This window comes from Pseudarthrobacter sp. 10T415 (assembly GCF_056394175.1).
In genome coordinates, this window is record NZ_JBFTHJ010000028.1 from 1 (window position 1) to 22487 (window position 22487).

At 65.0% G+C, this 22487-nt stretch carries 19 protein-coding genes, 1 tRNA gene and 1 rRNA gene; 14 read left to right on the forward strand and 7 right to left on the reverse strand.

The genetic code is table 11. The annotated features are described in order from the left end of the window. Nucleotides 1-7: 7 nt before the first annotated feature. The 3 genes from rrf to AC1DBN_RS20520 all read left to right on the forward strand — a co-directional run bounded on the left by rrf (nucleotide 8) and on the right by AC1DBN_RS20520 (nucleotide 2413). Nucleotides 8-124, forward strand: a 5S ribosomal RNA gene (rrf, locus tag AC1DBN_RS20510). A 364-nt stretch (nucleotides 125-488) separates the two neighbouring features. Further along, entirely contained in the window at nucleotides 489-980 is a 492-nt protein-coding gene (locus AC1DBN_RS20515) for an SRPBCC family protein (protein WP_477724097.1), read from the forward strand. 62 nt (nucleotides 981-1042) lie between these two features. Next, the gene (locus tag AC1DBN_RS20520; protein WP_477724098.1) at nucleotides 1043-2413 is read left to right on the forward strand and encodes an FAD-binding oxidoreductase; all 1371 of its coding nucleotides are present in this window, start codon (nucleotides 1043-1045) and stop codon (nucleotides 2411-2413) included. A 3-nt stretch (nucleotides 2414-2416) separates the two neighbouring features. Here the strand turns inward: AC1DBN_RS20520 and AC1DBN_RS20525 are convergent, their stop codons facing one another. The 4 genes from AC1DBN_RS20525 to AC1DBN_RS20540 form a co-directional block, all read right to left on the reverse strand. After that, a complete protein-coding gene (locus AC1DBN_RS20525; RefSeq protein ID WP_045732827.1) occupies nucleotides 2417-3835 on the reverse strand; it encodes a DUF4032 domain-containing protein in 1419 nt (472 codons plus the stop codon). A gap of 124 nt (nucleotides 3836-3959) precedes the next feature. Continuing rightward, complete coding sequence (locus AC1DBN_RS20530; RefSeq protein WP_091718350.1) at nucleotides 3960-5042, reverse strand: ABC transporter ATP-binding protein; 1083 nt, start codon at nucleotides 5040-5042, stop codon at nucleotides 3960-3962. A 220-nt stretch (nucleotides 5043-5262) separates the two neighbouring features. Beyond that, the gene (gene otsB / locus AC1DBN_RS20535; RefSeq protein WP_091718352.1) at nucleotides 5263-6093 is read right to left on the reverse strand and encodes a trehalose-phosphatase; all 831 of its coding nucleotides are present in this window, start codon (nucleotides 6091-6093) and stop codon (nucleotides 5263-5265) included. Then, complete coding sequence (locus AC1DBN_RS20540) at nucleotides 6083-7585, reverse strand: alpha,alpha-trehalose-phosphate synthase (UDP-forming) (RefSeq protein ID WP_477724099.1); 1503 nt, start codon at nucleotides 7583-7585, stop codon at nucleotides 6083-6085. Before AC1DBN_RS20540 ends, otsB begins: the two co-directional genes overlap by 11 nt. Nucleotides 7586-7764: 179 nt before the next feature. Between AC1DBN_RS20540 and AC1DBN_RS20545 the strand changes: the two genes are divergently transcribed. From AC1DBN_RS20545 to AC1DBN_RS20565, 5 genes are all read left to right on the forward strand, one after another. Continuing rightward, entirely contained in the window at nucleotides 7765-8640 is an 876-nt protein-coding gene (locus AC1DBN_RS20545; RefSeq protein WP_477724100.1) for a DsbA family protein, read from the forward strand. Between the two features lie 187 nt (nucleotides 8641-8827). Continuing rightward, nucleotides 8828-8904 (forward strand) — tRNA-Thr (locus AC1DBN_RS20550). 115 nt (nucleotides 8905-9019) lie between these two features. Beyond that, entirely contained in the window at nucleotides 9020-9442 is a 423-nt protein-coding gene (locus AC1DBN_RS20555) for a ChaB family protein (RefSeq protein WP_091723843.1), read from the forward strand. Nucleotides 9443-9579: 137 nt separating this feature from the next. Continuing rightward, entirely contained in the window at nucleotides 9580-11748 is a 2169-nt protein-coding gene (locus tag AC1DBN_RS20560; RefSeq protein WP_091718357.1) for an elongation factor G-like protein EF-G2, read from the forward strand. 11 nt (nucleotides 11749-11759) lie between these two features. Continuing rightward, complete coding sequence (locus AC1DBN_RS20565; protein WP_091718359.1) at nucleotides 11760-13025, forward strand: MFS transporter; 1266 nt, start codon at nucleotides 11760-11762, stop codon at nucleotides 13023-13025. 86 nt (nucleotides 13026-13111) lie between these two features. Here AC1DBN_RS20565 and mmsB read toward each other — a convergent pair whose 3' ends face one another. The 3 genes from mmsB to chvE all read right to left on the reverse strand — a co-directional run bounded on the left by mmsB (nucleotide 13112) and on the right by chvE (nucleotide 17166). Then, nucleotides 13112-14392 (reverse strand): multiple monosaccharide ABC transporter permease, encoded by a 1281-nt coding sequence (gene mmsB, locus AC1DBN_RS20570; RefSeq protein WP_091718372.1) that lies wholly within the window; start codon nucleotides 14390-14392, stop codon nucleotides 13112-13114. Nucleotides 14393-14396: 4 nt separating this feature from the next. After that, entirely contained in the window at nucleotides 14397-15926 is a 1530-nt protein-coding gene (mmsA, locus tag AC1DBN_RS20575; protein WP_091718374.1) for a multiple monosaccharide ABC transporter ATP-binding protein, read from the reverse strand. 109 nt (nucleotides 15927-16035) lie between these two features. Next, complete coding sequence (gene chvE / locus AC1DBN_RS20580) at nucleotides 16036-17166, reverse strand: multiple monosaccharide ABC transporter substrate-binding protein (RefSeq protein WP_172829911.1); 1131 nt, start codon at nucleotides 17164-17166, stop codon at nucleotides 16036-16038. 399 nt (nucleotides 17167-17565) lie between these two features. On the opposite strand from chvE, the gene AC1DBN_RS20585 reads away from it, so the two are divergent. The 6 genes from AC1DBN_RS20585 (at nucleotide 17566) to AC1DBN_RS20610 (ending at nucleotide 22422) form a co-directional block, all read left to right on the forward strand. Beyond that, nucleotides 17566-18282, forward strand: a complete 717-nt coding sequence (locus tag AC1DBN_RS20585; RefSeq protein ID WP_091718376.1) for an L-ribulose-5-phosphate 4-epimerase — start codon at nucleotides 17566-17568, stop codon at nucleotides 18280-18282. A 35-nt stretch (nucleotides 18283-18317) separates the two neighbouring features. Further along, the gene (gene araA, locus AC1DBN_RS20590) at nucleotides 18318-19838 is read left to right on the forward strand and encodes an L-arabinose isomerase (protein WP_477724101.1); all 1521 of its coding nucleotides are present in this window, start codon (nucleotides 18318-18320) and stop codon (nucleotides 19836-19838) included. 39 nt (nucleotides 19839-19877) lie between these two features. Beyond that, complete coding sequence (locus tag AC1DBN_RS20595) at nucleotides 19878-20906, forward strand: LacI family DNA-binding transcriptional regulator (protein ID WP_477724102.1); 1029 nt, start codon at nucleotides 19878-19880, stop codon at nucleotides 20904-20906. A gap of 92 nt (nucleotides 20907-20998) precedes the next feature. Further along, nucleotides 20999-21190 carry a hypothetical protein gene (locus AC1DBN_RS20600; protein WP_477724103.1) on the forward strand — a complete coding sequence of 64 codons (192 nt, stop codon included), beginning with the start codon at nucleotides 20999-21001 and terminating at the stop codon, nucleotides 21188-21190. A 104-nt stretch (nucleotides 21191-21294) separates the two neighbouring features. Beyond that, nucleotides 21295-21597, forward strand: a complete 303-nt coding sequence (locus tag AC1DBN_RS20605; RefSeq protein ID WP_056078542.1) for a DUF4193 domain-containing protein — start codon at nucleotides 21295-21297, stop codon at nucleotides 21595-21597. Between the two features lie 273 nt (nucleotides 21598-21870). Further along, nucleotides 21871-22422 carry an AMIN-like domain-containing (lipo)protein gene (locus AC1DBN_RS20610; RefSeq protein ID WP_477724104.1) on the forward strand — a complete coding sequence of 184 codons (552 nt, stop codon included), beginning with the start codon at nucleotides 21871-21873 and terminating at the stop codon, nucleotides 22420-22422. Nucleotides 22423-22487: the final 65 nt, after the last annotated feature.

Sequence of the window (22487 nt, forward strand, 5' to 3'; positions counted from 1 at the left end):
GAAGGGTTACGGCGGTCATAGCGTGGGGGAAACGCCCGGTCCCATTCCGAACCCGGAAGCTAAGACCCACAGCGCCGATGGTACTGCACCCGGGAGGGTGTGGGAGAGTAGGACACCGCCGGACAAACATTGAGTAGGGCCCTGACACACACTGTCAGGGCCCTACCACTTTAACCACCACACACCACACACAAACTCGGCAGCACCCGTGCTCACTCCTGGCGGCTAACACGCGGACGCCCGCTCAGTCGTGGCGGTTCCCACCCGGATCCGCGCTCACACGTGGCGGTTCCCACCCGGATCCGCGCTCACTCGAACCCCAACGGATAGCGCAACAAGGACCCGGCCCGCCACCACTAGTGAGCGCGCATCCGACGAATACACGCCACAAGTGAGCGCGCGTCGCAGGAGGGCGGGATAGAGCAGGGCAGAGGGGGAGAACAGGGCGGTGGGGGAGCGGGCTGCTGTTCAGCGTAAAGTTGATCAGCATGAGCAGCCTCTTCAGCCACAGCCAGGAACCGTCCGGGATCAGCGGGGAATCCCCTTCTGAGGTACTGGATGCAGTGGTCAGTTCCATTGTGGTTCCTGGTGGGGTCGCCCATGCGTTCGCTGGCTTTACCGACCACACCCACCTGTGGTGGCCGCTCGAGGAGCACGGTATCTATGGGGCCGGCTCCTATGTGGAGTTCGAAGAGAACCTGATCCTTGAGACGGCAGACGACGGCCGGACGAGCATCTGGGGGACCCTGGATGACTGGCAGCCCCCATTCTCCTTCCACGCCACGTGGCACCCTGGTACAACGGCCCTCTGGTCCACGGAACTTCGCGTCGTGTTCCAGCCGGTCGGTGCTGGCACCGAGGTGCGCGTTCTCCATGAGGGGTGGGAGGGCGCCGAAGATCCTGCCGCCACCCGTGCGCAGTACGCCGCCGACTGGCCCGGCATCCTCGCGCGTTTTGCCCGCTTCATGGGAGCCGAGTAACCGGCGTTCTGCAGCGCCCCTAGACTGGAGAAGACATGGGGGCGACGGCAGCTGGAGGCTTGATGGTGAACGTACTGGATGCATTGACGGAGAGCGTCAAAGCCGAGCAGGTTGTCACGGCGGACGCGGATCTCCACCGGTACGCAGTGGACCAAGCACCGGTTACCGACTTCCAACTGCCGCTGGCCGTGGTGTTCCCCGAGTCTGTGACCGACGTGCAGTCGGTGATACGAGCCTGCGCGGCTGCCGGCATCACCGTGGTGCCTCGTGGTGCGGGGACCGGAGTCTCAGGTGGCGCCCATGCCACCCGGAACAGCGTTATCCTCTCCCTGGAACGCATGAACCGCATCCTGTCCATCAATCCCGACGATGAGACGGCAACCGTGGAACCCGGGGTGGTGAACGCAGACCTGAATGATGCCGTGGCCCCGCACGGACTGATGTACGCCCCTGACCCGGCCAGCTTCCGCAGCTCGACCATAGGCGGCAACGTCGCCACCAACGCGGGTGGACTGCGCTGCGCCAAGTACGGTGTCACCAGGGACTCGGTGCTCGCCCTGGACGTGGTGCTCGCCGACGGGTCCCTGATTCACACAGGCCATCAGACCTTCAAGGGAGTGGCTGGCTACGACCTCACCGGGCTGTTCGTCGGTTCCGAAGGCACCCTGGGCATCGTTGTAGGCATCACCGTACGGTTGAAATACCTTCCCCGCGACGTTCACACCATCGCTGCCTTCTACTCCGGCTTCCGCGCAGCCGCTGCGGGCGTCCTGGCGGTGGGCAGGGCCCGGGTCCAGCCAGCCATCATGGAACTGCTCGACGGCGGGACGCTGGCGCAGCTGGACGAGCTGCACGGTTCAGACCTTACTGCCAGGGGACGCTCGCTCCTCCTGGTGCAGACCGACGGCTTCGGTGCGGCCGCGGAAGCGGAAGTGGTGCGCGGGGTACTCCGTGCAGGCGGAGCTACCGTCACGACGGAAGCCAGCGCGGAAGCGGAGCGGCTGGTAGAGCTGCGCCGGCACAGCCGGGGCGCCGAAGTTGATGATGAGTACCGCGTGGGCGAGGACGTGGCCGTGCCCCGCTCGCGCCTGGTGGATTATGTCGCCGCGCTGGAATCCATGGCAGCGGAACACCAGGTCAAGCTGAAAGTGGTGGCCCACGCCGGTGACGGCAACCTGCATCCCACTTTCTGGATCGATCGACAGGGTACCGGCGTTGACCCGGCGGCCATGGAACGGCTACAGCGCGCCCTGGATGACTCCATCACCGCGGCTCTTTCCATGGGCGGTACCATCACCGGTGAGCACGGGGTGGGACAGTACAAGCTCCGGTGGCTCGGCCAGGAACAGCCGGAACCCGTCCGGGAGATACAGCGCCGGATCAAGGACCTGTTCGACCCGGCCGGGATCCTGAACCCAGGGAAGGCGATCTAGGGGCTAGTCGTCCGAGTCCGGGTATTCGTCAGCGGACTCGTCGCTGCCGTAACGGGATTCTTCGGTTTCCACCTCAAGGATCTTCAGGAGCTCGGTGTCCGGGTTCAGCATGATGGCTGCCTCGTCACGGCGGTGCCGGAGGATCGAGTCGATGTACGACTGGACGGCCTCGGCCAGGGGGATGTGGCGTTCCTGCTTCTCTGACATGTACCAGCGGTGCTCCAGCACTTCATGCACCGCCTCTGCCGGTTCCAGCTTTCCGGACAGGTCGCGCGGGATCGACCGGACGATCGGTTCGAAGATCTGGCTCACCCAAAGGTGTGCGCTGTACTCCTCGTCCATCTCCGGGTTGTTGTCCGCCCGGAACGAATCCATGTCGTTCAGGAGGCGGCGGGCCTGGTTCTCCTGGGCGTCCAGGCCGGTCAGCCGCAGGAGCCTGCGCTGATGGTGCCCCGCGTCCACCACCTTGGGCTGCAGCTGAATGGTGGAACCGTTCTGCGTGGTTTTGATGGCATATTCCTCGACGTCGAAGCCGAGCTCGTTGAGCCTGCGGATGCGCGCGCCCACCCGCCAGCGTTCCCCGAGTTCGAAGGATTCCTTTTCGGTCAGCTCCGCCCACAGCCGCCGGTAGCTGTCCATGATCAGTTCGCTGGTGGCTACGGGGTCCACCTTTTCCTCGATCAGGCCGCCGTCCAGCAGGTCCATGAGTTCCCCGGCGATATTGACCCGGGCAATTTCGAGATCGTATTCCCGCTGGCCCAGGGACAGGTCCGGGTACAGCTCGCCCGTCTCGGCGTCGACCAAGTAGGCGGCAAAGGCTCCCGCGTCGCGCCGGAACAGGGTGTTGGACAGCGAAACGTCACCCCAGTAGAAGCCAATAAGGTGCAGCCTGACCAGCAGCAGGGCCTGGGCATCAATGAGGCGCGTCAGTGTGTCCTTGCGCAGCATCTGCGAGAACAGTGCGCGGTACGGCATCGAAAACTTCAGGTGTCGGGTAACCAGCACAGGGTTGAGCGGACGGCCGTCCAGTGTGGTCCGGCCGGTGATGACCGCAACGGGCTCCACGCAGGGCACATCCAGCCGGGCCAGCTTCCGCAGCATGTGGTACTCGTGGCGCGCAACGTGCTCAGAGGTTTCCTTGATGGCAATCACCGAGCCGCCCAGGTGCGCAAAGCGCACAATGTGGCGGGAAATGCCCCGGGGAAGGGCGGCGAGGTTCTCGGCCGGCCAGTCCTCCAGTGCGATGTGCCATGGCAGGTCCAGCAGCTCAGGGTCGGCGGCCGCCGCGGTAATGTTCAGCGAGCTTGCGACCGAGGCGGCCTTGTTGTCGTCGGCGCTGGCGGCGGTGAACCGCGGCAGTTTTCCGATCTGCCCGTAGTCGGTGGGTTCGTCGTGCCACTGGGCGCTGTGTTCCTCGGTCATGGACTCAATTCTTCCGTACATGGGCGTGCCCGGCTAATCCTTCGCGGGACGGTTAACGGCCGACGGCGGCCCGCACCATTGCGAATGGGTGCGGGCCGCCGTGGGTTGTTAGGAGCCGGTGGGACTAGTCGCCCAGGCGCAGGCCGGTCTTGGTGTCGAACAGGTGCACGTGGCCCGACTGCGGACGGACGTAGATGGACTCGCCCTTCATCGGAGGACGGCGACCGTCGACGCGTGCCACGATGTCGTGGTCCTTGCCGTCGAGGGTGGAATGGCCGTAGACGTAAGCGTCGGCGCCGAGCTCTTCGACAACATCGACCTCGACCTTAAGGCCCTCACCGTGGGGAGCGGTCTCCAGGTCCTCCGGGCGGCTTCCGACGGTGACCGTGGAGCCGTGTGCTTCTTCGAGGACGTCGCGCGGCACGGGGTAGACGGTGCCACCGAACTGCACACCGCCGTCGACCACGGGAAGTTCCAGCAGGTTCATGGCGGGGGAACCGATGAAGCCGGCAACGAAGACGTTCTTCGGGCGGTCGTACAGGTTGCGCGGGGTGTCCACCTGCTGCAGCAGGCCGTCCTTGAGGACCGCAACGCGGTCACCCATGGTCATGGCCTCGACCTGGTCGTGGGTGACGTAGACCGTGGTGACGCCCAGGCGGCGGGTCAGGGAGGCGATCTGAGTGCGGGTCTGGACGCGGAGCTTGGCGTCAAGGTTGGACAGCGGCTCATCCATGAGGAAGACCTGCGGGTTACGCACGATTGCGCGGCCCATGGCAACACGCTGGCGCTGGCCGCCGGAGAGTGCCTTCGGCTTGCGGTCCAGGTACTGCTCGAGGTCAAGGAGCTTGGCGGCTTCGCGGACACGCTCTGCGCGCTCTTCCTTGGAGATGCCGGCGATCTTCAGTGCGAAGCCCATGTTGTCCGCCACAGTCATGTGCGGGTACAGGGCGTAGTTCTGGAAGACCATTGCGATGTCGCGGTCCTTCGGGGGGACATCGGTGACGTCGCGGTCACCGATCAGGATGCGGCCTGCATTGACGTCCTCGAGGCCTGCGAGCATGCGCAGGGAGGTGGACTTACCGCAACCGGAGGGTCCAACGAGGACCAGGAATTCGCCATCGGCGATGTCGATGTTGAGCTTATCGACGGCGGGCTTATCTGTGCCCGGGTACAGACGCGTAGCGTTATCAAAAGTAACTGTAGCCACAGTTATCAATCCCTTCACCGGCAGGTACGTGCCGGACGATCCGTTGTGAATGGTTCATGTTTGTTCAGTTTTGTGTTGCATGATGCATTCCGGCAGTGCCGGAGCGCATCGAGTGACGCCGCACGGTTCTTGTGCGCCACATCACAAGAAAGAGTATGGCAGAACCTTCGCTCTTTATCGCAAATGTTACGAACGTCACACGATAGGCGTTGCCGATCGATTAGCCCGCAGGCGTTCCGTCGCCTTCGCCCACGGCGGAGCTCCGAGCCGCAAGCAGTGCCTCAAGCAGCTCTGCCACATGGATCGGAGCCTCTACCCGGTACTGCGCCTGGGTGAAGTCCAGGCCTACCTTGACCCCCACATCCCCCGGTCCAAGCCGGGCGAAGGCGTCTTCGTCCGTGGTGTCGTCCCCCGCGAACAGTATGGCGGTCGCTCCCGCCGCCTGGCGAAGGAACGCGACTGCTTCGCCCTTGGAGGCGTGCACCACGGAAGTTTCCAGAACCCGCTTGCCGTTCTTCAGGAACACGCCCTTGCGGTCCTCAAGCAGTGAGCGTGCGGCGGCGACGGCATCCTCGGCGACGTCATCCGCAGCCTGCCGCGTGTGCAGCACCACGCCTGCCGGCTTGTCCTCGAGCATTGTTCCGGGGGCTTCCCCGGCGATCCCGGCGAGGATGCCCCGGACCTCGGCCAGCAGCGTCCGCTGGTCTTCGTCCAGTTCGAGGCCTGCGGACTCCGGGCCCAGCCAGGCTTCGGCGCCGTGGCTGCCGATGAGCAGCGACTCGGCCGGCGGCGAGGCCACGCCGCGCAGCGAGGCGAGGGCGCGCCCTGAGATGAGTGCCGTCGTCGTGCGCGGAAGCGCCGCCAGCCCGGCAAAGGCGGCGGCCGCGCGGGGGAGCGGCCGTGCATCGTCCGCATGCGGCACGATCGGTGCCATGGTGCCGTCGAAGTCCATGGCCACCAGCAGTTGGTCAGTGGCGGCGATGTTCCGCACGGCTTCCCGCAGTTCGGGTGTCAGGGCGAGCGGCGCTGCAGTACCTGGTTCAGGAGTCATCGCGGACCACCTTCTCGTTCAGGGCCCGCAGGAAGTCGGCCGACCATAGGTCCACATCGTGTTCCAGGATCTGTTTGCGCATGGCGCGCATGCGGCGCCCGGCTTCGCGCGGAGTCATCTCGACGGCGTTCATGATGGTGTTCTTCAGTCCGGCGATGTCGTGCGGATTGATCAGCAGCGCCTGCTTGAGTTGGTCCGCCGCGCCGGCGAATTCGCTGAGGACCAGGGCGCCGTCGTTGTTGTTGCGGGCGGTGACGTATTCCTTGGCCACCAGGTTCATGCCGTCCCTGAGGGCGGTGACCAGCATGACGTCGGCTGCAAGGTACAGGGCCACCATTTCCTCCACCGGGTAGCTGTGGTGCAGGTAGCGGACGGCGGTGTTCTGGATGGTGTCGTAGGTGCCGTTGATGTGGCCCACGGTGCCTTCCACTTCCTCGCGGAGCAGGCGGTACTGCTCAACCCGTTCCCGGCTGGGGGAGGCCACCTGGATCAGGGTCGCGTCTCCCACGGACAGCCGGCCGTCCGCCAAGAGCTCCTCGAAGGCCTTGAGCCGGTGCCGGATGCCCTTGGTGTAGTCCAGCCGGTCCACGCCCAAGAGGATGGTTTTTGGGTTGCCCAGGTCCTGGCGGATCTGCCGTGCCCGCTCGATGATGTCCGGCCTGGCAGCAAGTTCGCTGATCTGCTTGACGTCGATGGAGATGGGAAACGCCTGTGCACGGGCGATATGGGTGATCTGGCCGTCGTGGCCCTTGACGTGCACCTGCTGCTGCTTGACGCTGGCGCCAAGGAAGCGCCGGGCCGAGCGCATGAAGTTACCGGCGTCGCTGACCCGCTGGAAGCCCACCAGGTCCGCGCCGAGCAGTCCGTCGATGATGGCGTGCCGCCACGGCAGCTGGGCGAAGATCTCCGGCGGGGGAAACGGGATGTGGTTGAAGAACCCGATGCGGAGGTCCGGCCGTGCCTGGCGGAGCATGCGCGGAACAAGCTGCAGCTGGTAGTCCTGGACCCAGACGGTGGCGCCCTGGTCCGCATGGTGGACGACGGCGTCCGCGAACCTTTGGTTGACCTTGCGGTAGGAATCCCACCAGGTGCGGTGGAACTCGGGCGGTGCGATGACGTCGTGGTACAGCGGCCACAGCGTCGCGTTCGAGAAGCCCTCGTAGTACAGCTCGACGTCGTCGGTGCTGAGCTGGACCGGAACCAGGTCCATGCCGCCGTGGCTGAACGGCTTCACCGTCTCGTCGGGAGCGCCGTGCCAGCCCACCCAGGCGCCGTCCGTCTTGGTCATCATCGGAGCCAGTGCGGTCACCAGGCCGCCCGGGGAGCGGCGCCAGCCGGACCCGTCGTCACCGCTGTCGCCCGGGGCGACGCGGTCAACGGGCAGCCTGTTGGAGACCACCATGAAGTCGTACTTCGTGGCCTGGCCGTGGCCGGATGCGGCCTTTCCTGACGGCTCTGCTGTGGCAGGTTTTTCCTGGACGGGTGTTTGCATTGCGGCCCCCTGGGGTTGCTTGTGCCTCTAAGCCACCCTAGCCGTGCGGAATCATCCGTGCTATTCGTCCGTTGGTCAACTTGGGCGGATAGTTGAAGGGGCAAGCTCTCAGCTTTCTCCCCTAAAATGGTGGAAGTGCCACGAAGTGGTCCCTCCACGTCGACCGACCCAAGGAACACATGAGCCCCGGAAACGAAGTACGTAAGTCGAAAGCTGAGCGAACCGCGGAGGCGCGGGAAAAAGCGCGCCAGATCCGTGAGGCCCAGCTGAAGAAGGACAAGCGCAACAAGCTTCTGATCGGCTGGGGCATCGTGGTGGCCGTGGTCGCCATCCTGGTGGTTGTGGGACTGGTGGTCACCACCAGCATCAAGCAGAACACCCCCATCGCGGACCAAGGACCTGTACCCGCGAACGGCAACGCCAACGGCGGCGTGACGCTGGTTGCCAACACCGGCGTGAAATCAACGGACTCCGCAACGGTGGACATGGCCAAGGTACCGGCCAAGCCGGACACGCAGCCGAACCCCGTCGTTGCCCCGGGCGCTGAAGCCGAGGCCGGCCAGCCCGTGAAGGTTGTGGCGTACATCGACTTCATCTGCCCTGTCTGCAAGCGGTTCGAGAGCACCTACAACGAGGCCCTCACCGGCCTGCGCAACGACGGAAAGATCAGCCTGGAATACCGGCCGCTGGGCTTCCTGGACCGCCAGTCCAGCACCAACTATTCATCCCGGGCAGCCAACGCGGCAGCGTGTGTAGCGGACAAGGCGCCGGAGAAGTACGCCGAATATGTCGACACCCTCTTCGCCAACCAGCCTGCCGAAGGCAGCGCCGGCCTCTCCGATGACAAGCTCAAGTCATTGGCCAGCGACATTGGTGCAGACATCAACAGCTGCGTTGACGACAAAATGTTCCGCCCGTACGTCAAGTACTCCACCCAGCTTGCATCCAACATCGGTATCACCGGTACGCCCACTATCTTCGTGGACGGCAAGCAGTGGGACGGCAGCTCTGACCTGAACGCCGAGATTCAGACAGCCATTGCAGCGAAGGGCTAAGACCCCTTAGCGTCCGTCGGCCCGCTTCCGGAATTTCCGGGAGCGGGCCGGCTGCATTATGGGCCGGCGGTCGGCTTCGTCCCCGGCCGCGTGACAAGGGTCGCAGCCCGCGAGCCTGCCGTTTTTACCACCGGCAGCACTTGGGCTACGCTTATCTGGCGCCGTCAGGCGCCGCCCGCAAGGGCACGCCTCCTTAGCTCAGTTGGCCAGAGCACCGCTCTTGTAAAGCGGGGGTCGTCGGTTCGAATCCGACAGGGGGCTCCACTCATGCACGGGACGCCGGTTTCCCGGCTTTTCTTCCTTTTACCGCCCCGCCTTTCCAGGGTTAAGCTGATGTCATCCGAATGATCAGCCTGCTGATGAATGGAGGATGGCTGCCATGCCCAAGACCGGCAAGAACCACCATGCCCGCAAGGACGAACTTCCCTCGACCCTGCAGCGTTCCGACCAAAAGGCCCAGGACACTTTCGCCAAGACGTACGACTCCGCCATAGAGTCCTACGACGACGAACGCCGGGCAGCGCGGACGGCCTACTCTTCCCTGAAGCACAGCTACGAGAAGGTGGGCGACCACTGGGAAGCCAAGGACAAGAAGGGGCCGTCGGACAAACGGGCGGAAGAGAAGGGCGCCGGATCCTCCACGCCCACGGCAGGAGGCGTGGATGCCAACGCCTCGAAGGAACATCTTTACGAACTGGCCCGGAAACTGGACGTCAAGGGCCGCTCCAGGATGGACAAGAAGCAGCTGGTCCAGGCGGTGCAGAAAGCCAACGACGCCGCCACGCGCAAGGCCAGGTCCTAGTTCCTCCGGCAGGGGAGGGACAGCGGACGGCATCCTGGCCGCAGCGCCGTCCGGGCCCTTGCCCTAACGCCTCCCAGGGTGTCGAATTTGAGGACACGCTAGGACGGGTTGCACGGCAAAGATGCCAGGAGGTTCCCATGTCGGTGAAGAGTGCCAAAGACACGGCCAGGGCTGCAGGCGGCCGGAATGGGACCGAACCACGCCGAACCGATTCTGCCGCCCGCATCGCGGCGCTGGAACCGGCCAGCATCCGGAACATCGCCCTGATCGGGCACTCCGGGGCCGGCAAGACCCTGCTGATTGAAGCACTTCTTGCTGCCAACGGCATGATCACCCGCAAAGGCTCCATAGCCGAGGGGACCACGGTAGGCGACTCCGATCCCGCTGCGGTCCACCAGCAACGGTCCGTCACGCTCTCCCTGGTGCCCCTCCTGCTGGACGAAACCAAGGTCAACCTGCTGGACACACCCGGCTACCCCGACTTCATCGGGGAAATGCGGGCGGGCCTCCGCGCAGCGGACGCCGCCCTTTTTGTTGTTTCAGCCGTCGACGGAATTGATGCCACCACCACCGCGCTGTGGTCGGAGTGCGCGCACCGAAGGCTTCCGCGCGCAGTGGTGATCACCCGGCTGGACCACCCGAGGGCGGATTACGACGGCGTCCTCGCGGAGTGCCGGAAGGCATTCGGCGACGCCGTCCTCCCGCTCTACGTCCCGGTTGGTTCCGGCGGCGAACGTACCGGCCTGCTGGGACTGCTGTCCGGAACGGTCACGGACTACACCCCGGGGGAAAGCCCTTCCGACCGGGACGCACCCGCCGATGACACAGCGGCTGCGGCCGAGGCCCGCGGAGAGCTCATCGAGGGCATCATCGCCGAAAGCGAAGACGAAACCCTGATGGAGCGCTACCTGTCCGGCGAGGACATCGATACAGGCGTGCTGATCGAAGACCTGGAGACCGCCGTGGCCCGTGGTTCGTTCCATCCGGTCATCCCCACTTCCGCGGTCACCGGCCTGGGAACGTCGGAACTGCTGGACATGCTGGTGCGCGCGTTTCCCCCGCCCACTGAGGCGGGCGTTCCGGAGGCGACAGACCTGGAGGGCCGGCACGGCAGGTCCCTGGGCTGCGACCCGTCGGGGCCGTTGGCCGCCGAAGTGGTGCGAACCTCCAACGATCCCTTCCTGGGCCGGATCTGCCTGGTGCGCGTGTTCTCGGGAACCCTGCGCGAGGACTCGCCGGTGCACGTTGGCGGGCACGGCCTGGCGGACCGGGGGCACCAGGACCACGACACCGATGAACGCGTCACGCACCTGTACTCGCCGCTGGGAGCCACCCTGCGGCCGGTGCCGTACTGCGTGGCGGGGGACCTGTGCGCCCTGGCCAAGCTGGGGAGCGCCGAAACCGGTGACACCATCTCATCCCGGGACGATCCGCTCATGCTCGCCACCTGGGAGATGCCCGAACCGCTCCTTCCCGTGGCCGTGGAAGCCGATTCCCGCAGCGACGAGGATGCCCTGGCCCGGAGCCTGGGGAAAATCGCCGCCGGTGACCCCACTATGCGGGTGGAACGCAACGCTGAAACGCACCAGCTGGTCCTGTGGTGCATGGGGGAGGCGCATGCCGACGTCGTGATGGACAGGCTCCGTGAGCAGGGCGTGAAGCTGCACCCCGTGGACGTGGTGACACCGCTGCGGGAAACCTTCGCGGGCCCGGCCACCGGGCACGGACGCCACGTCAAGCAATCCGGGGGCCACGGGCAGTACGCCGTGTGCGACATCGAAGTGGAGCCGCTGGACCGGGGCGCCGGCTTCGAATTCGTGGACAAGACGGTGGGCGGTGTCATCCCGGGGACGTTTATCCCTTCCGTGGAGAAGGGGGTCCGTGCGCAGATGGAGAAGGGTGTATCCGCAGGGTTCCCCGTGGTGGACGTGCGCGTGCGGCTGGTGGGCGGCAAGGCCCACAGCGTCGATTCGTCCGACGCCGCGTTCCAGGCTGCCGGTGCCCTGGCCCTGCGGGAGGCGGCTGCGGCAGGCAGGATCCAGCTCCTTGAGCCGGTCTCGGCCGTCAGCATCACCGTGGCGGACGAGCACGTGGGACCCGTCATGAGCGACCTCTCCGGCCGCCGGGGCCGGCTGACCGGCACGACGTCGTCGGGCGGGGGACTCACTGACATCAGCGCCGAAGTGCCGGACCAGGAACTGCTGCGCTACGCCGTCGAACTCCGCGCCCTCACCGCCGGTACGGGCCGTTTCAGCCGCAGCTACCTGCGCCACGACCCCGTGCCGCCCGGCTTCAGCCCCACCTGAACCGGGCCCTGATGAATCCGGCCGCCCGCAAGATCCAGAGCGTCTACCTGGTGCTGACGCTCGGGAACACCCTTGCGGCGTCCTTCATCTGGGGGATCAACACGCTGTTCCTGCTCGACGCCGGCCTGAGCAACCTGGAAGCCTTCGCCGCCAACGCTTTCTTCACTGCAGGCATGGTGCTGTTCGAGGTCCCCACCGGGGTAGTGGCAGACAGCTGGGGCCGCCGCGCTTCGTTCCTCCTGGGAACCGTGACTCTCGCCGGCTCCACGTTCCTCTACTACCTGCTGTGGCAGTACTCAGCGCCGTTCTGGTGGTGGGCCGCAGTCTCCGTGCTGCTCGGCCTGGGATTCACCTTCTTCTCCGGCGCGGTGGAAGCCTGGCTGGTGGATGCGCTGCAGTACTCCGGCTACGACGGCACCCTCGAGGTGGTGCTGGGCCGGGGCCAGATGGTGTCCGGGGTCGCGATGCTGGCGGGATCCGTTGCCGGCGGCGTCATCGCGCAGGCCACCAACCTGGGCGTGCCCTTCCTGCTGCGGGTAGCAGTGCTGATGGCCATGTTCGTTGTGGCCTTCCTGCTCATGCACGACGTCGGATTCACCCCTGAGCGCTCGGCCCGCCCCCTCGCCGCCACCCGCGCCGTCCTCAAGGCTTCCGTGGACGGCGGGCTCCGCCATCCGCCCGTCCGGTACATCATGCTGGCCGCCCCGTTCACGCAGGGCGTGGGCATCTACGTGTTCTACGCCCTGCAGCCGTACCTCCTGCAGCTCTTCGGGGATCCCCGCGCCTACGCCGTGGCCGGGCTTGCCGCTGCCATTGTGGCCGGGGCCGACGTGGTGGGCGGATGGATGGCGCCGCGGGTCAGGAAACTGGTCCACCGGCGGACCACGGTGCTGATCGTCAGCAACGTGGCCAGCGCACTGATCCTCGTGGCGCTCTTGTTCACCACCACGTTCTGGCTGGCCCTGGCGCTGCTCATGCTGTGGGGGATGGTGGGTTCGGCTGGTATCCCGGTCCGCCAGGCGTACCTGAATGACATGATCCCCTCCAAGCAGCGGGCAACGGTGCTCAGCTTCGACTCCCTCATGGGTTCCAGCGGTGGAGTGGTGGTACAGCCCTCGCTGGGACGGGCCGCGGACCTTTACGGGTACCCGGCCTCCCTCGCCGTGAGCGGGGCCGTGCAGCTGCTGGCCGCACCCTTCATCCTGATGAGCCGGCGCCAGCGCTCGCCGGCAGACACCGCCACGGAGCTGGCTGCCCCTGAGGAATCGACGGGGTGAGCCGGTGCCGCACGGAAAAGCCCCCGTTGCCTGGACATGGTCCAGGTCAACGGGGGCCTTCCTTTCGTACAGGTCTGCAGCGAGTGCTACTGGAGGCCTGCCTTCACAGTTTCGTTGGAAGCCGGAGCCGGCTTTTCCTCTGCGGGCGGCGGACTGGTCTTCAGCTTGAAGCGCTTTCCAATGCCGCCGCCGCCACCGCTGCGGTTCTTGTTGAAGATGTCGAACCCGACGGCGACAAGAAGCACCAGGCCCTTGATGAGCTGCTGGTAGTCGGTGCCAAGGCCCAGGATGGACATGCCGTTGTTCAGGACGCCCATGATCAGGCCACCGATCATGGCCCCGGCCACGGTTCCGATACCGCCGGTGACAGCGGCGCCGCCAATAAATGCTGCGGCGATGGAGTCGAGTTCGAAGCCGGTTCCGCCGGCCGGCTGTGCCGAGTTGAGGCGGGCAGTGAAGACGAGGCCGGCCAGTGCGGCAAGAACACCCATGTTCACGAAGAGGCGGAAGGTAACGGCTTTGGTCTTGATGCCGGAAAGCTCAGCCGCGTGAAGGTTCCCGCCGATGGCGTAGGTGTGCCGCCCGAAGACGCTGTTGTTCATGAGGGCGGTGTAGGCGATCACCAGTGCGGCCAGGACCACCAGGACGATCGGCGTGCCCCGGTAGGACGCCAGCAGGAAGGTGATGATGAGCATGAGCAGCGCAGTGAACGCGGTCTTGATGATGAACCAGACCAGGGGTTCGCTCTCGAGATCGAACTTCCGGCGGATCCTGCGCTCCTTGAAAGCCTGGATCAGCAGGGCAACAGTGGCACCGACACCCAGGATGACGGTGAGCCATTCGAGCACGGAGGTACCCCCGGAGATGTCCGGAAGGAAGCCTCCGCCCAGGGCCCGCAGCTCCGCGGGGAAGGGGGTGATCTGCTGGTTCCTCAGGGTGATGAGGGTCAGCCCCCTGAAGATCAGCATGCCCGCCAGCGTGACGATGAAGGCCGGAATCCCCACGTAGGCGATCCAGTATCCCTGCCAGGCGCCCACCAAGGCGCCAACCAGGAGGCAGGCGGGGATGGCGGCCCACCATGGCCAGCCCCAGTGCACGATCATGACGCCTGCGACGGCGCCGATGAATCCGGCCACCGAGCCCACGGAAAGGTCGATGTGTCCGGCGATGATCACCATCACCATGCCGATGGCAAGGATGAGGATGTAGCTGTTCTGGACCACCAGGTTGGTGACGTTCTGGGGTTGCAGCAGGATCCCGCCTGTAAGCCCCTGGAAGAGCAGGACGATCAGGATCAGGGCAACGAAAATGCCAACCTGGCGGAGGCGGCTTGTGAGGAATCCGAGCGATTCTCGTAGGGCGGACATTTCGCTATTCCTTCTCTTTGGTCATGTAGTGCATCAGGGTTTCCTGGGTCGCTTCTGCAATGGGCACTTCGCCGGTGATATGGCCGGCCGCGAGGGTATAGATGCGGTCGCAGATGCCCAGCAGTTCGGGAAGTTCTGAGGAAATCACAATGACTGCTTTTCCTTCGGCCGCGAGTTTGGCAATGATCGTGTAGATCTCGTACTTGGCGCCGACGTCGATCCCGCGGGTAGGTTCATCGAGGATGAGCACATCGGGGTCGGAGAACATCCATTTGCTCAGCACTACCTTCTGCTGGTTTCCACCGGACAGCTTGCCGGTGATGGCGGCCACGGAGGGAGCCTTGATGTTCATGCTCTTGCGGTAGCCGTTGGCCACCACGGTCTCCTGGTTCTTGTCCACGAAGCCGCGCTTGGCGAGCTTGCGCAGTGCAGCCAGGGAGATGTTCCGTTTGATGTCCTCGATGAGGTTCAGGCCGTAGTGCTTCCGGTCCTCGGTGGCGTACGCGATGCCGTGCCGGATGGCGTCAGACACCGTGGAGGTGTTGATTTCCTCGCCGTATTTGTAGACCTTGCCGGAGACGGTGGTTCCATAGGTCCGGCCGAAGACGCTCATGGCAAGTTCGGTGCGGCCGGCGCCCATGAGGCCCGCCAGCCCTACCACTTCGCCCTTCCTGACGTGCAGATTTGCGTTGCGGACCACCATGCGGCTGTGATCCTGGGGGTGGCGAACGGACCAGTCCTCGATCCTCAGGACCTCGTCGCCGATGTTGGGCTCACGTTCCGGGTACAGGCTCTCCAGGTCACGGCCCACCATGCCGCGGATAATCCGCTCCTGGGTGATCTGGCCTTCGTCGAGCCGCAGGGTTTCGATGGTCTTACCGTCCCGGATGATGGTAACGGCGTCAGCCACTTTCCGGATCTCGTTGAGTTTGTGGCTGATGATGATGCTGGTGACGCCCTGGCCCTTCAAGTGGAGGATCAAGTCCAGCAGATGGCCGGAATCCTCGTCGTTGAGAGCGGCGGTGGGCTCGTCAAGGATCAGCAGCTTCACTTCCTTGGAGAGGGCCTTGGCGATTTCAACCAGCTGCTGCTTGCCAACGCTGATGTGCTGCACGGGGGTGACAGGATTTTCGTCCAGGCCCACACGGGCCAGCAGCTTTGCTGCCTCAAGGTTGGTCTTGCGCCAATCCACCCAGCCGTTGGTGGCCTGTTCGTTACCCAGGTAGATGTTCTCGGCTATGGACAGGAACGGGCTCAGGGCCAGTTCCTGGTGGATGATGACAATTCCGCGCTTCTCGCTGTCCGAGATGCTGGAGAAGTTGCAGGGTTCGTTTTCGAAGAGGATCTCCCCGTCGAAGGTGTTGTGAGGATAGACGCCGGACAACACTTTCATGAGCGTTGACTTCCCGGCTCCGTTTTCACCGCAGATGGCGTGGACCTCGCCACGGTTCACGTCCAGGGTGACGTCCTGCAGCGCTTTCACGCCCGGGAACGTCTTGGTGATTCCTCGCATTTGAAGAATGGGTGTGTTCATCGTCAATTCCCACTGACTGGTCGAAAGGTTGGCCGTCCTGCTGCTGCAGAAGGCTGCGGGAGGAAGCTGTGGCCGGACTCCGGGTCCGGCCACAGCCGCCGGACGCTGACTACTTGACGTCGGAGTCCTTGTAGTAACCCGAGTCGATCAGTTCCTTCTTGTAGTTGTCCTTGGTGATGATGACGGACTTCAGCAGGAAGGCAGGGACCACCTTGACCTTGTTGTCGTAGGTCTTGGTGTCGTTGGTTTCCGGCTCCTGGCCCTTGAGGACGGCGTCGACCATCTTGACGGCCTGGGCGCCGAGCTGCCGCGTGTCCTTGAAGATTGTGGAGTACTGCTCACCGGCGACGATGGACTTCACGGAACCCTTTTCGGCGTCCTGGCCGGTGACTACGGGGAGGCTTCCCTTGGCGTAGCCGCCGGTGCTGGTGAGGGCCGAGATGATGCCGATGGACAGGCCGTCGTAAGGGGACAGGACGCCGTTCAGCTTGGTGCCGGAGCTGTAGGCGGAGGTGATGATGTCCTCCATGCGCTTCTGGGCAACGGGCGCCTGCCAGCGGAGGATCGCTGCCTGCTCAAACTTGGTCTGGCCGCTGGGGACCTTGAGGGTGCCTGCATCCAGGTACGGCTTGAGGGTGTCCATGGCGCCGGTCCAGAAGAAGTTGGCGTTGTTGTCGTCGGGGCTGCCCGCGAAAAGCTCGATGTTGAACGGACCCTTGCCGTCCACCTTCTTGCCGCTGGCATCGACGAGGCCCAGGCCGGTCAGCAGCGAAGTGGCCTGCTGGACGCCGACAGTGTAGTTGTCGAACGTGGTGTAGTAGTCCACGTTGGGCGTGCCGTTGATAAGGCGGTCATACGCGATGACCTTGACGTTCTGCTCCTTGGCCTTGGCCAGGACGTCGGTCAGGGTAGTGCCGTCAATGGCGGCAACGATCAGGGCCTTGGCGCCCTTGGTCAGCATGTTTTCGATCTGCGACACCTGGGTGGGGATGTCGTCATTGGCAAACTGGAGGTCCGTCTTGTAGCCGAGGTCCTTCAGGGACTTTTCGACGTTGGCGCCATCTGCAATCCAGCGTTCGGAGGTCTGCGTAGGCATCGAGATGCCGACCAGTGAATCACTGGGGTTGGCCGCAGCACCGCTGGATTCGCTGGTTCCGCCGCGGGAGCCGCAACCGGTAGCACCCACCGTCAGGGCGAGGACAAGGGCCACCGCGCCCATCAGTTTTTTGATTCTCACCATTATCTCCTTCCGCGGCAGCACTGCCACGAAGTGTTGTTGGATCAGGCAGCACCCGTGCTGCCGGTCCTGGCCACATTGTTGATGTGTCGGTTCAATATAGACCCATTTGTGAACGCTAACAAGAGACCGGAGCGGGAATTTCGGAAACCTTTCGGCTCCGTTGACTTCTACTTTGTTAGCGTTCACACTTGCTGCAACACTTAGCACTACCCGACCCCCTACAGAACCCGGTAATGAGGCGCTGCCTCCCGGACGGAGGCACCACATGCCAGATTCGTTGTTCCCTTCCAGCCCCGGGCCCGGCCACCGCGATGACGGGACGATCTCCGGCGTCCGGCGCCCAATCCCGGGGACCACGCCGTCGGCCGCTGTGTCCGAAGCTCCCGTGGAGATGTCCGCATGAGCGCCGGAGCAGGAATCCTGGAGACCATTGCCCGGGTCCGGCAGGAAGTGTGCTCGCTGCATGCCGAACTGACCCGGTATGAACTGGTGGTGTGGACCGCCGGCAACGTCTCGGCCCGCGTGCCCGGAACGGACCTTATGGTCATCAAGCCCTCCGGCGTCGCCTACCAGGACCTGACCCCGGAGCAGATGATCGTCACTGACCTGCACGGCACTCCCGTACGGGGCACCAATGTCGGGGCCGGAGGCACCGTCGATTGGGGCAATCCGCCGTTGTCGCCCTCGTCCGACACGGCGGCGCACGCCTACGTGTACCGGCACATGCCTGAAGTGGGCGGCGTGGTGCACACGCACTCCACCTACGCCACCGCCTGGGCTGCACGGGGTGAGGCCATTCCGTGCGTGTTGACCATGATGGGTGATGAATTCGGCGGATCCATCCCGGTGGGACCGTTCGCCCTGATCGGTGACGACTCGATCGGCCACGGCATCGTGGAGACGCTGAAGAACTCCAATTCCCCGGCAGTCCTCATGCAGAACCACGGCCCGTTCACTATCGGCAAGGACGCCAAGTCTGCGGTGAAGGCTGCTGTGATGTGCGAGGAAGTGGCCCGCACGGTGCACATCGCCCGGCAGCTCGGTGACCCGTTGCCCATCGACCAGGGCCACATCGACTCCCTTTACGCCCGCTACCAGAACGTCTACGGCCAGTAACGCCTGTAGCCGCCAAGAACTTTCCAGGAGAACCCATGAGTACCGCAGCAAACACTTCCCTTGACGGCTATGAGGTCTGGTTCCTCACCGGCAGCCAGCACCTGTACGGCGAGGAGGTCCTCAAGCAGGTGGCCGCCCAGTCGCAGGAGATCGCCAACCGGCTCAACGCCTCCTCCGAGGTCCCGGTACGGATCGTGTGGAAGCCGGTCCTGACCGATTCCGATGCCATCCGCCGCACCGCGCTGGAGGCCAACTCGGACGATTCGGTCATCGGCGTGACGGCGTGGATGCACACGTTCAGCCCGGCCAAGATGTGGATCCAGGGCCTGGACCTGCTCCGCAAGCCGCTGTTGCACCTGCACACGCAGGCCAACCGTGACCTGCCCTGGGCGGATATCGACTTTGATTTCATGAACCTGAACCAGGCCGCACACGGCGACCGCGAGTTCGGCTACATCCAGTCCCGGCTGGGCATCGCCCGGAAGACCGTCGTCGGGCACGTCTCCAACCCCGAGGTGGCGCGGCAGGTGGGTTCGTGGCAGCGCGCCGCCGCGGGCTGGGCCGCTGTCCGGACCCTGAAGCTGACCCGCTTCGGCGACAACATGCGCAACGTTGCCGTCACCGAAGGTGACAAGACGGAGGCCGAGCTGCGTTTCGGCGTCGCGGTCAACACCTGGTCCGTGAACGAACTCGCCGACGCCGTGCACGGCGCTCCGGAGTCCGACGTCGACGCCCTCGTTGCCGAGTACGAGGACCTTTACGAGGTGGTGCCGGAGCTCCGCAAAGGCGCGGACCGGCACGACTCGCTGAGGTACGGCGCCCGCATCGAACTCGGCCTGCGCAGTTTCCTCGAAGCCAACGGGTCCGCCGCGTTCACCACCTCCTTCGAGGACCTTGGCGCACTGCGCCAGCTCCCGGGCCTGGCCGTGCAGCGGCTGATGGCTGCCGGCTACGGCTTCGGTGCGGAAGGCGACTGGAAAACGGCCATCCTGGTCCGCGCCGCGAAGGTGATGGGCGGGGACCTGCCCGGCGGTGCGTCCCTGATGGAGGACTACACGTACCACCTGGAACCCGGCGCGGAGAAGATCCTCGGCGCGCACATGCTGGAAGTGTGCCCCTCCCTGACTGCGTCGAAGCCGCGGCTGGAAATCCACCCGCTCGGCATCGGCGGCAAGGAAGACCCCGTGCGGCTGGTCTTCGACGCCGACGCCTCCCCGGGCGTCGTCGTCGCGCTGTCCGACATGCGGGACCGTTTCCGCCTGGTGGCCAACGCCGTGGACGTGGTCCCGCTGGACCAGCCGCTGCCCAACCTGCCGGTGGCCCGCGCGCTCTGGGAGCCCAAGCCGGACTTCGCCACGTCCGCCGCCGCCTGGCTCACCGCCGGCGCCGCACACCACACGGTCCTGTCCACCCAGGTGGGCATGGACGTGTTCGAGGACTTCGCCGAGATCGCCAAGACTGAACTGCTCACTATCGACGAAGACACCACCATCCGCCAGTTCAAGAAGGACCTGAACTGGAACGCCGCCTACTACAAACTGGCCGGCGGGATCTGATCCGGTGGCACGGCTCAGGTGCCGGCCCCGGTGGCTGCCATGGACACGGACCCAGTGACGGACAACAGGCCACGCCGGTTGCCCAGGCTCGAGGACGTGGCGGAACTGGCCGGGGTCTCGCACCAGACCGTGTCACGGGTGGTCAACAACCATCCGAGCGTCAGCCCCGGGACCCGGGGAAAGGTGGAAGCGGCGATTGCGACCCTCGGCTACCGCCGCAACACCGCCGCCCGGAGCCTGGTCACCCGGCGTTCACAGACCATCGGTGTTTTGGGCAGTGAGCTTTCGCAGTACGGACCCGCCAACACCATGTTGGGGGTGGAGCGCGCAGCACGGGACGCAGGATACTTCGTCAGTGTGGCTGCGCTGCGGGAGGTCAGCCGGGACGCGATCCTGGACGCAGTCCGGCACTTCCTGGACCAGTCCGTGGACGGAATCGTGGTGATTGTTCCGCACCTGGAGACGCTGGCCGCACTGGCAGAACTGCCCATCGGAGTGCCCGTAGTGGCCGTGGGGTCCAACGGAAATGACACCGTAGGCGGGGTCAAGGTGGACCAGCGCCGCGGGGCGGCACTGGCCGTGGAACACCTCATTGGGCAGGGGCATGTGCGGATTGGGCACATCGCGGGGCCGCAGGACTGGATAGATGCCGTGGCCCGCGCCGACGGTTGGCGTGCCGCCCTGGAAGCCGCTGGACTCGCCGCGGACCTGATTGTGGAGGGTGACTGGAGCGCGGGCAGCGGCTACAAAATTGGCCGGCTACTGGCGGCAAATTCCCGTGCCACGGCCCTCTTTGTGGGCAACGACCAGATGGCCCTCGGGCTCCTGCGGGCGCTGAACGAGGCGGGCATCAGGGTGCCGCAGGACGTATCCGTGGTGGGCTTCGACGACCAGCCTGAGGCCGGCTACTTTTGTCCGCCATTGACGGTCATCCGGCAGGACTTTGAAGAACTCGGCCGGCGGTGCATGGACATGATGCTCGCGGAGCTCGGCGGCACGCCGGGTCCCCGGACGCTGGTGGTGGAGCCGGAACTTGTCCTGCGCAGCAGTACGGCGCCGCCCGGCTGAGGGCAAGTTCCAGGCCCCGGGCGGTTCCGGATTTAACCAGGCAGAGATGCCGGGGAAACGCGCCCACAACATCCGCCACCTATGTTTCAGGAATGACAGAGAGCATTCCCGGCAGGTTCCGCCAGTGGTTTACCGCCGCCTTCGCCTTCACCTCCCCGGAACAGGCCGCTGACGCCATGGCCGAGGCATCCCGCTGGGGCTGGCTTCCTGCCCTGAGCGGCGTGGCAGTAGGCGCCGACCATGCCCGTGCACGGCACGATGAATCGACTGCCGGCGCCGGCTGACCGGCCGGTTGAACACACTATTGCGCCTGTAACGGGGTCATGCCCTAAACTGCTGCACTGAGGTGCCTGAAATGGCGCTGTGCAGCAACGAAAGTGAACACGCTATGGCTACCGATTACGATGCTCCGCGCAAGCAGGAAGAAGAGTCTCCCGCTGACTCGCTTGAGGCCCTCCAGGCGTCCCGCGGCGGCAACGCGCAGACCGCCGTCATCGATCTCGAAGAGAACGACACCGCTGAAGGCATTGACCTGCCCGGCGCAGACCTCTCCAACGAGGAACTGACAGTTGTTGTGGTTCCGGAGCAGTCCGACGAATTCACGTGCTCCTCGTGCTTCCTGGTCCGCCACCGGTCCCAGGTTGCCCTCGAAAAGAACGGCCTCAAGTACTGCCGCGACTGCGAAGGCTGATCTTCCACCAGGTTTCAGCGCCGGCTGTCCCACGGGGGTAACCGGCGCTTTTTTGTACCCCGCGGGCAACCGTTACAGGCGGTAACGGGCAGGTGCAGGAACGGTGCCGAACGGGTTAAGAGGGGCCCCGAAACGGCCCCTGTTTTATGCGGCCTTAATGCGGCGGGCGCCAGGTTAACGGTTCCGCCCCGAAGCGGCCACAGGCCTCGTTTCGCCGTTGCTGCCGTCCTAATCTGGAGCTATCCAATCGCTCCTTCCTTGGGTGGCACCACAATGAAAAAACTCTCCATCTGGTTCACGGCCATCCTTGTGGCCGTCGGACTGGGATTGCTGGTTCCGGGGCCCGCCTCGGCAACCTCCTCGTATTGCGGGCTCACCTGGGGCTCGCTAATGAAGACGGACGGCTCCATGAGCGGCGCGCCCGTCACCAATATCCGCACCGGACAGCACTATTGCTTCGACCGGCTGGTGGTTGACCTGGGCAGCGGCCCGGCTCCCGGCTACTCCGTCCGCTATGTTGGGCAAATCACCCAGGACGGTTCCGGCAAACCGGTCGACGTCCGGGGCGGCGCCCGACTGCAGGTGGTTGTCCGGGCACCGGCCTACGACGATAGCGGCCACGCCACGTACAAGCCCGCTGACCAGCTGGAGCTCGCCAACGTCTCCGGTTACCAGACCTTCCGCCAGGTGGTCTGGGCAGGAAGCTTTGAGGGCCAGAGCACGCTCGGTGTGGGCGTCCGCGCCCGTCTTCCGTTCCGTGTCTTCACGCTGGACGGGCCGGGCTCAGGCTCCCGGCTGGTGGTGGATGTGGCGCACTTCTGGTGACAGCCGCCGTCGTCAAAATAGAAAAGGTGCCGTCCCCGCGTTGGCGGGAACGGCACCTTTTCTGT

Bases quoted from the DNA above. Each gene is read 5' to 3' on its own strand.
- AC1DBN_RS20515 (WP_477724097.1), top strand. From the start codon at position 489: ATGAGCAGCCTCTTCAGCCACAGCCAGGAACCGTCCGGGATCAGCGGG.
- AC1DBN_RS20520 (WP_477724098.1), top strand. From the start codon at position 1,043: ATGGTGAACGTACTGGATGCATTGACGGAGAGCGTCAAAGCCGAGCAG.
- AC1DBN_RS20525 (WP_045732827.1), bottom strand. From the start codon at position 3,835: ATGACCGAGGAACACAGCGCCCAGTGGCACGACGAACCCACCGACTAC.
- otsB (WP_091718352.1), bottom strand. From the start codon at position 6,093: ATGACTCCTGAACCAGGTACTGCAGCGCCGCTCGCCCTGACACCCGAA.
- AC1DBN_RS20540 (WP_477724099.1), bottom strand. From the start codon at position 7,585: ATGCAAACACCCGTCCAGGAAAAACCTGCCACAGCAGAGCCGTCAGGA.
- AC1DBN_RS20545 (WP_477724100.1), top strand. From the start codon at position 7,765: ATGAGCCCCGGAAACGAAGTACGTAAGTCGAAAGCTGAGCGAACCGCG.
- AC1DBN_RS20555 (WP_091723843.1), top strand. From the start codon at position 9,020: ATGCCCAAGACCGGCAAGAACCACCATGCCCGCAAGGACGAACTTCCC.
- AC1DBN_RS20560 (WP_091718357.1), top strand. From the start codon at position 9,580: ATGTCGGTGAAGAGTGCCAAAGACACGGCCAGGGCTGCAGGCGGCCGG.
- AC1DBN_RS20565 (WP_091718359.1), top strand. From the start codon at position 11,760: ATGAATCCGGCCGCCCGCAAGATCCAGAGCGTCTACCTGGTGCTGACG.
- mmsB (WP_091718372.1), bottom strand. From the start codon at position 14,392: ATGTCCGCCCTACGAGAATCGCTCGGATTCCTCACAAGCCGCCTCCGC.
- mmsA (WP_091718374.1), bottom strand. From the start codon at position 15,926: ATGAACACACCCATTCTTCAAATGCGAGGAATCACCAAGACGTTCCCG.
- chvE (WP_172829911.1), bottom strand. From the start codon at position 17,166: ATGGTGAGAATCAAAAAACTGATGGGCGCGGTGGCCCTTGTCCTCGCC.
- AC1DBN_RS20585 (WP_091718376.1), top strand. From the start codon at position 17,566: ATGAGCGCCGGAGCAGGAATCCTGGAGACCATTGCCCGGGTCCGGCAG.
- araA (WP_477724101.1), top strand. From the start codon at position 18,318: ATGAGTACCGCAGCAAACACTTCCCTTGACGGCTATGAGGTCTGGTTC.
- AC1DBN_RS20595 (WP_477724102.1), top strand. From the start codon at position 19,878: ATGGACACGGACCCAGTGACGGACAACAGGCCACGCCGGTTGCCCAGG.
- AC1DBN_RS20600 (WP_477724103.1), top strand. From the start codon at position 20,999: ATGACAGAGAGCATTCCCGGCAGGTTCCGCCAGTGGTTTACCGCCGCC.
- AC1DBN_RS20605 (WP_056078542.1), top strand. From the start codon at position 21,295: ATGGCTACCGATTACGATGCTCCGCGCAAGCAGGAAGAAGAGTCTCCC.
- AC1DBN_RS20610 (WP_477724104.1), top strand. From the start codon at position 21,871: ATGAAAAAACTCTCCATCTGGTTCACGGCCATCCTTGTGGCCGTCGGA.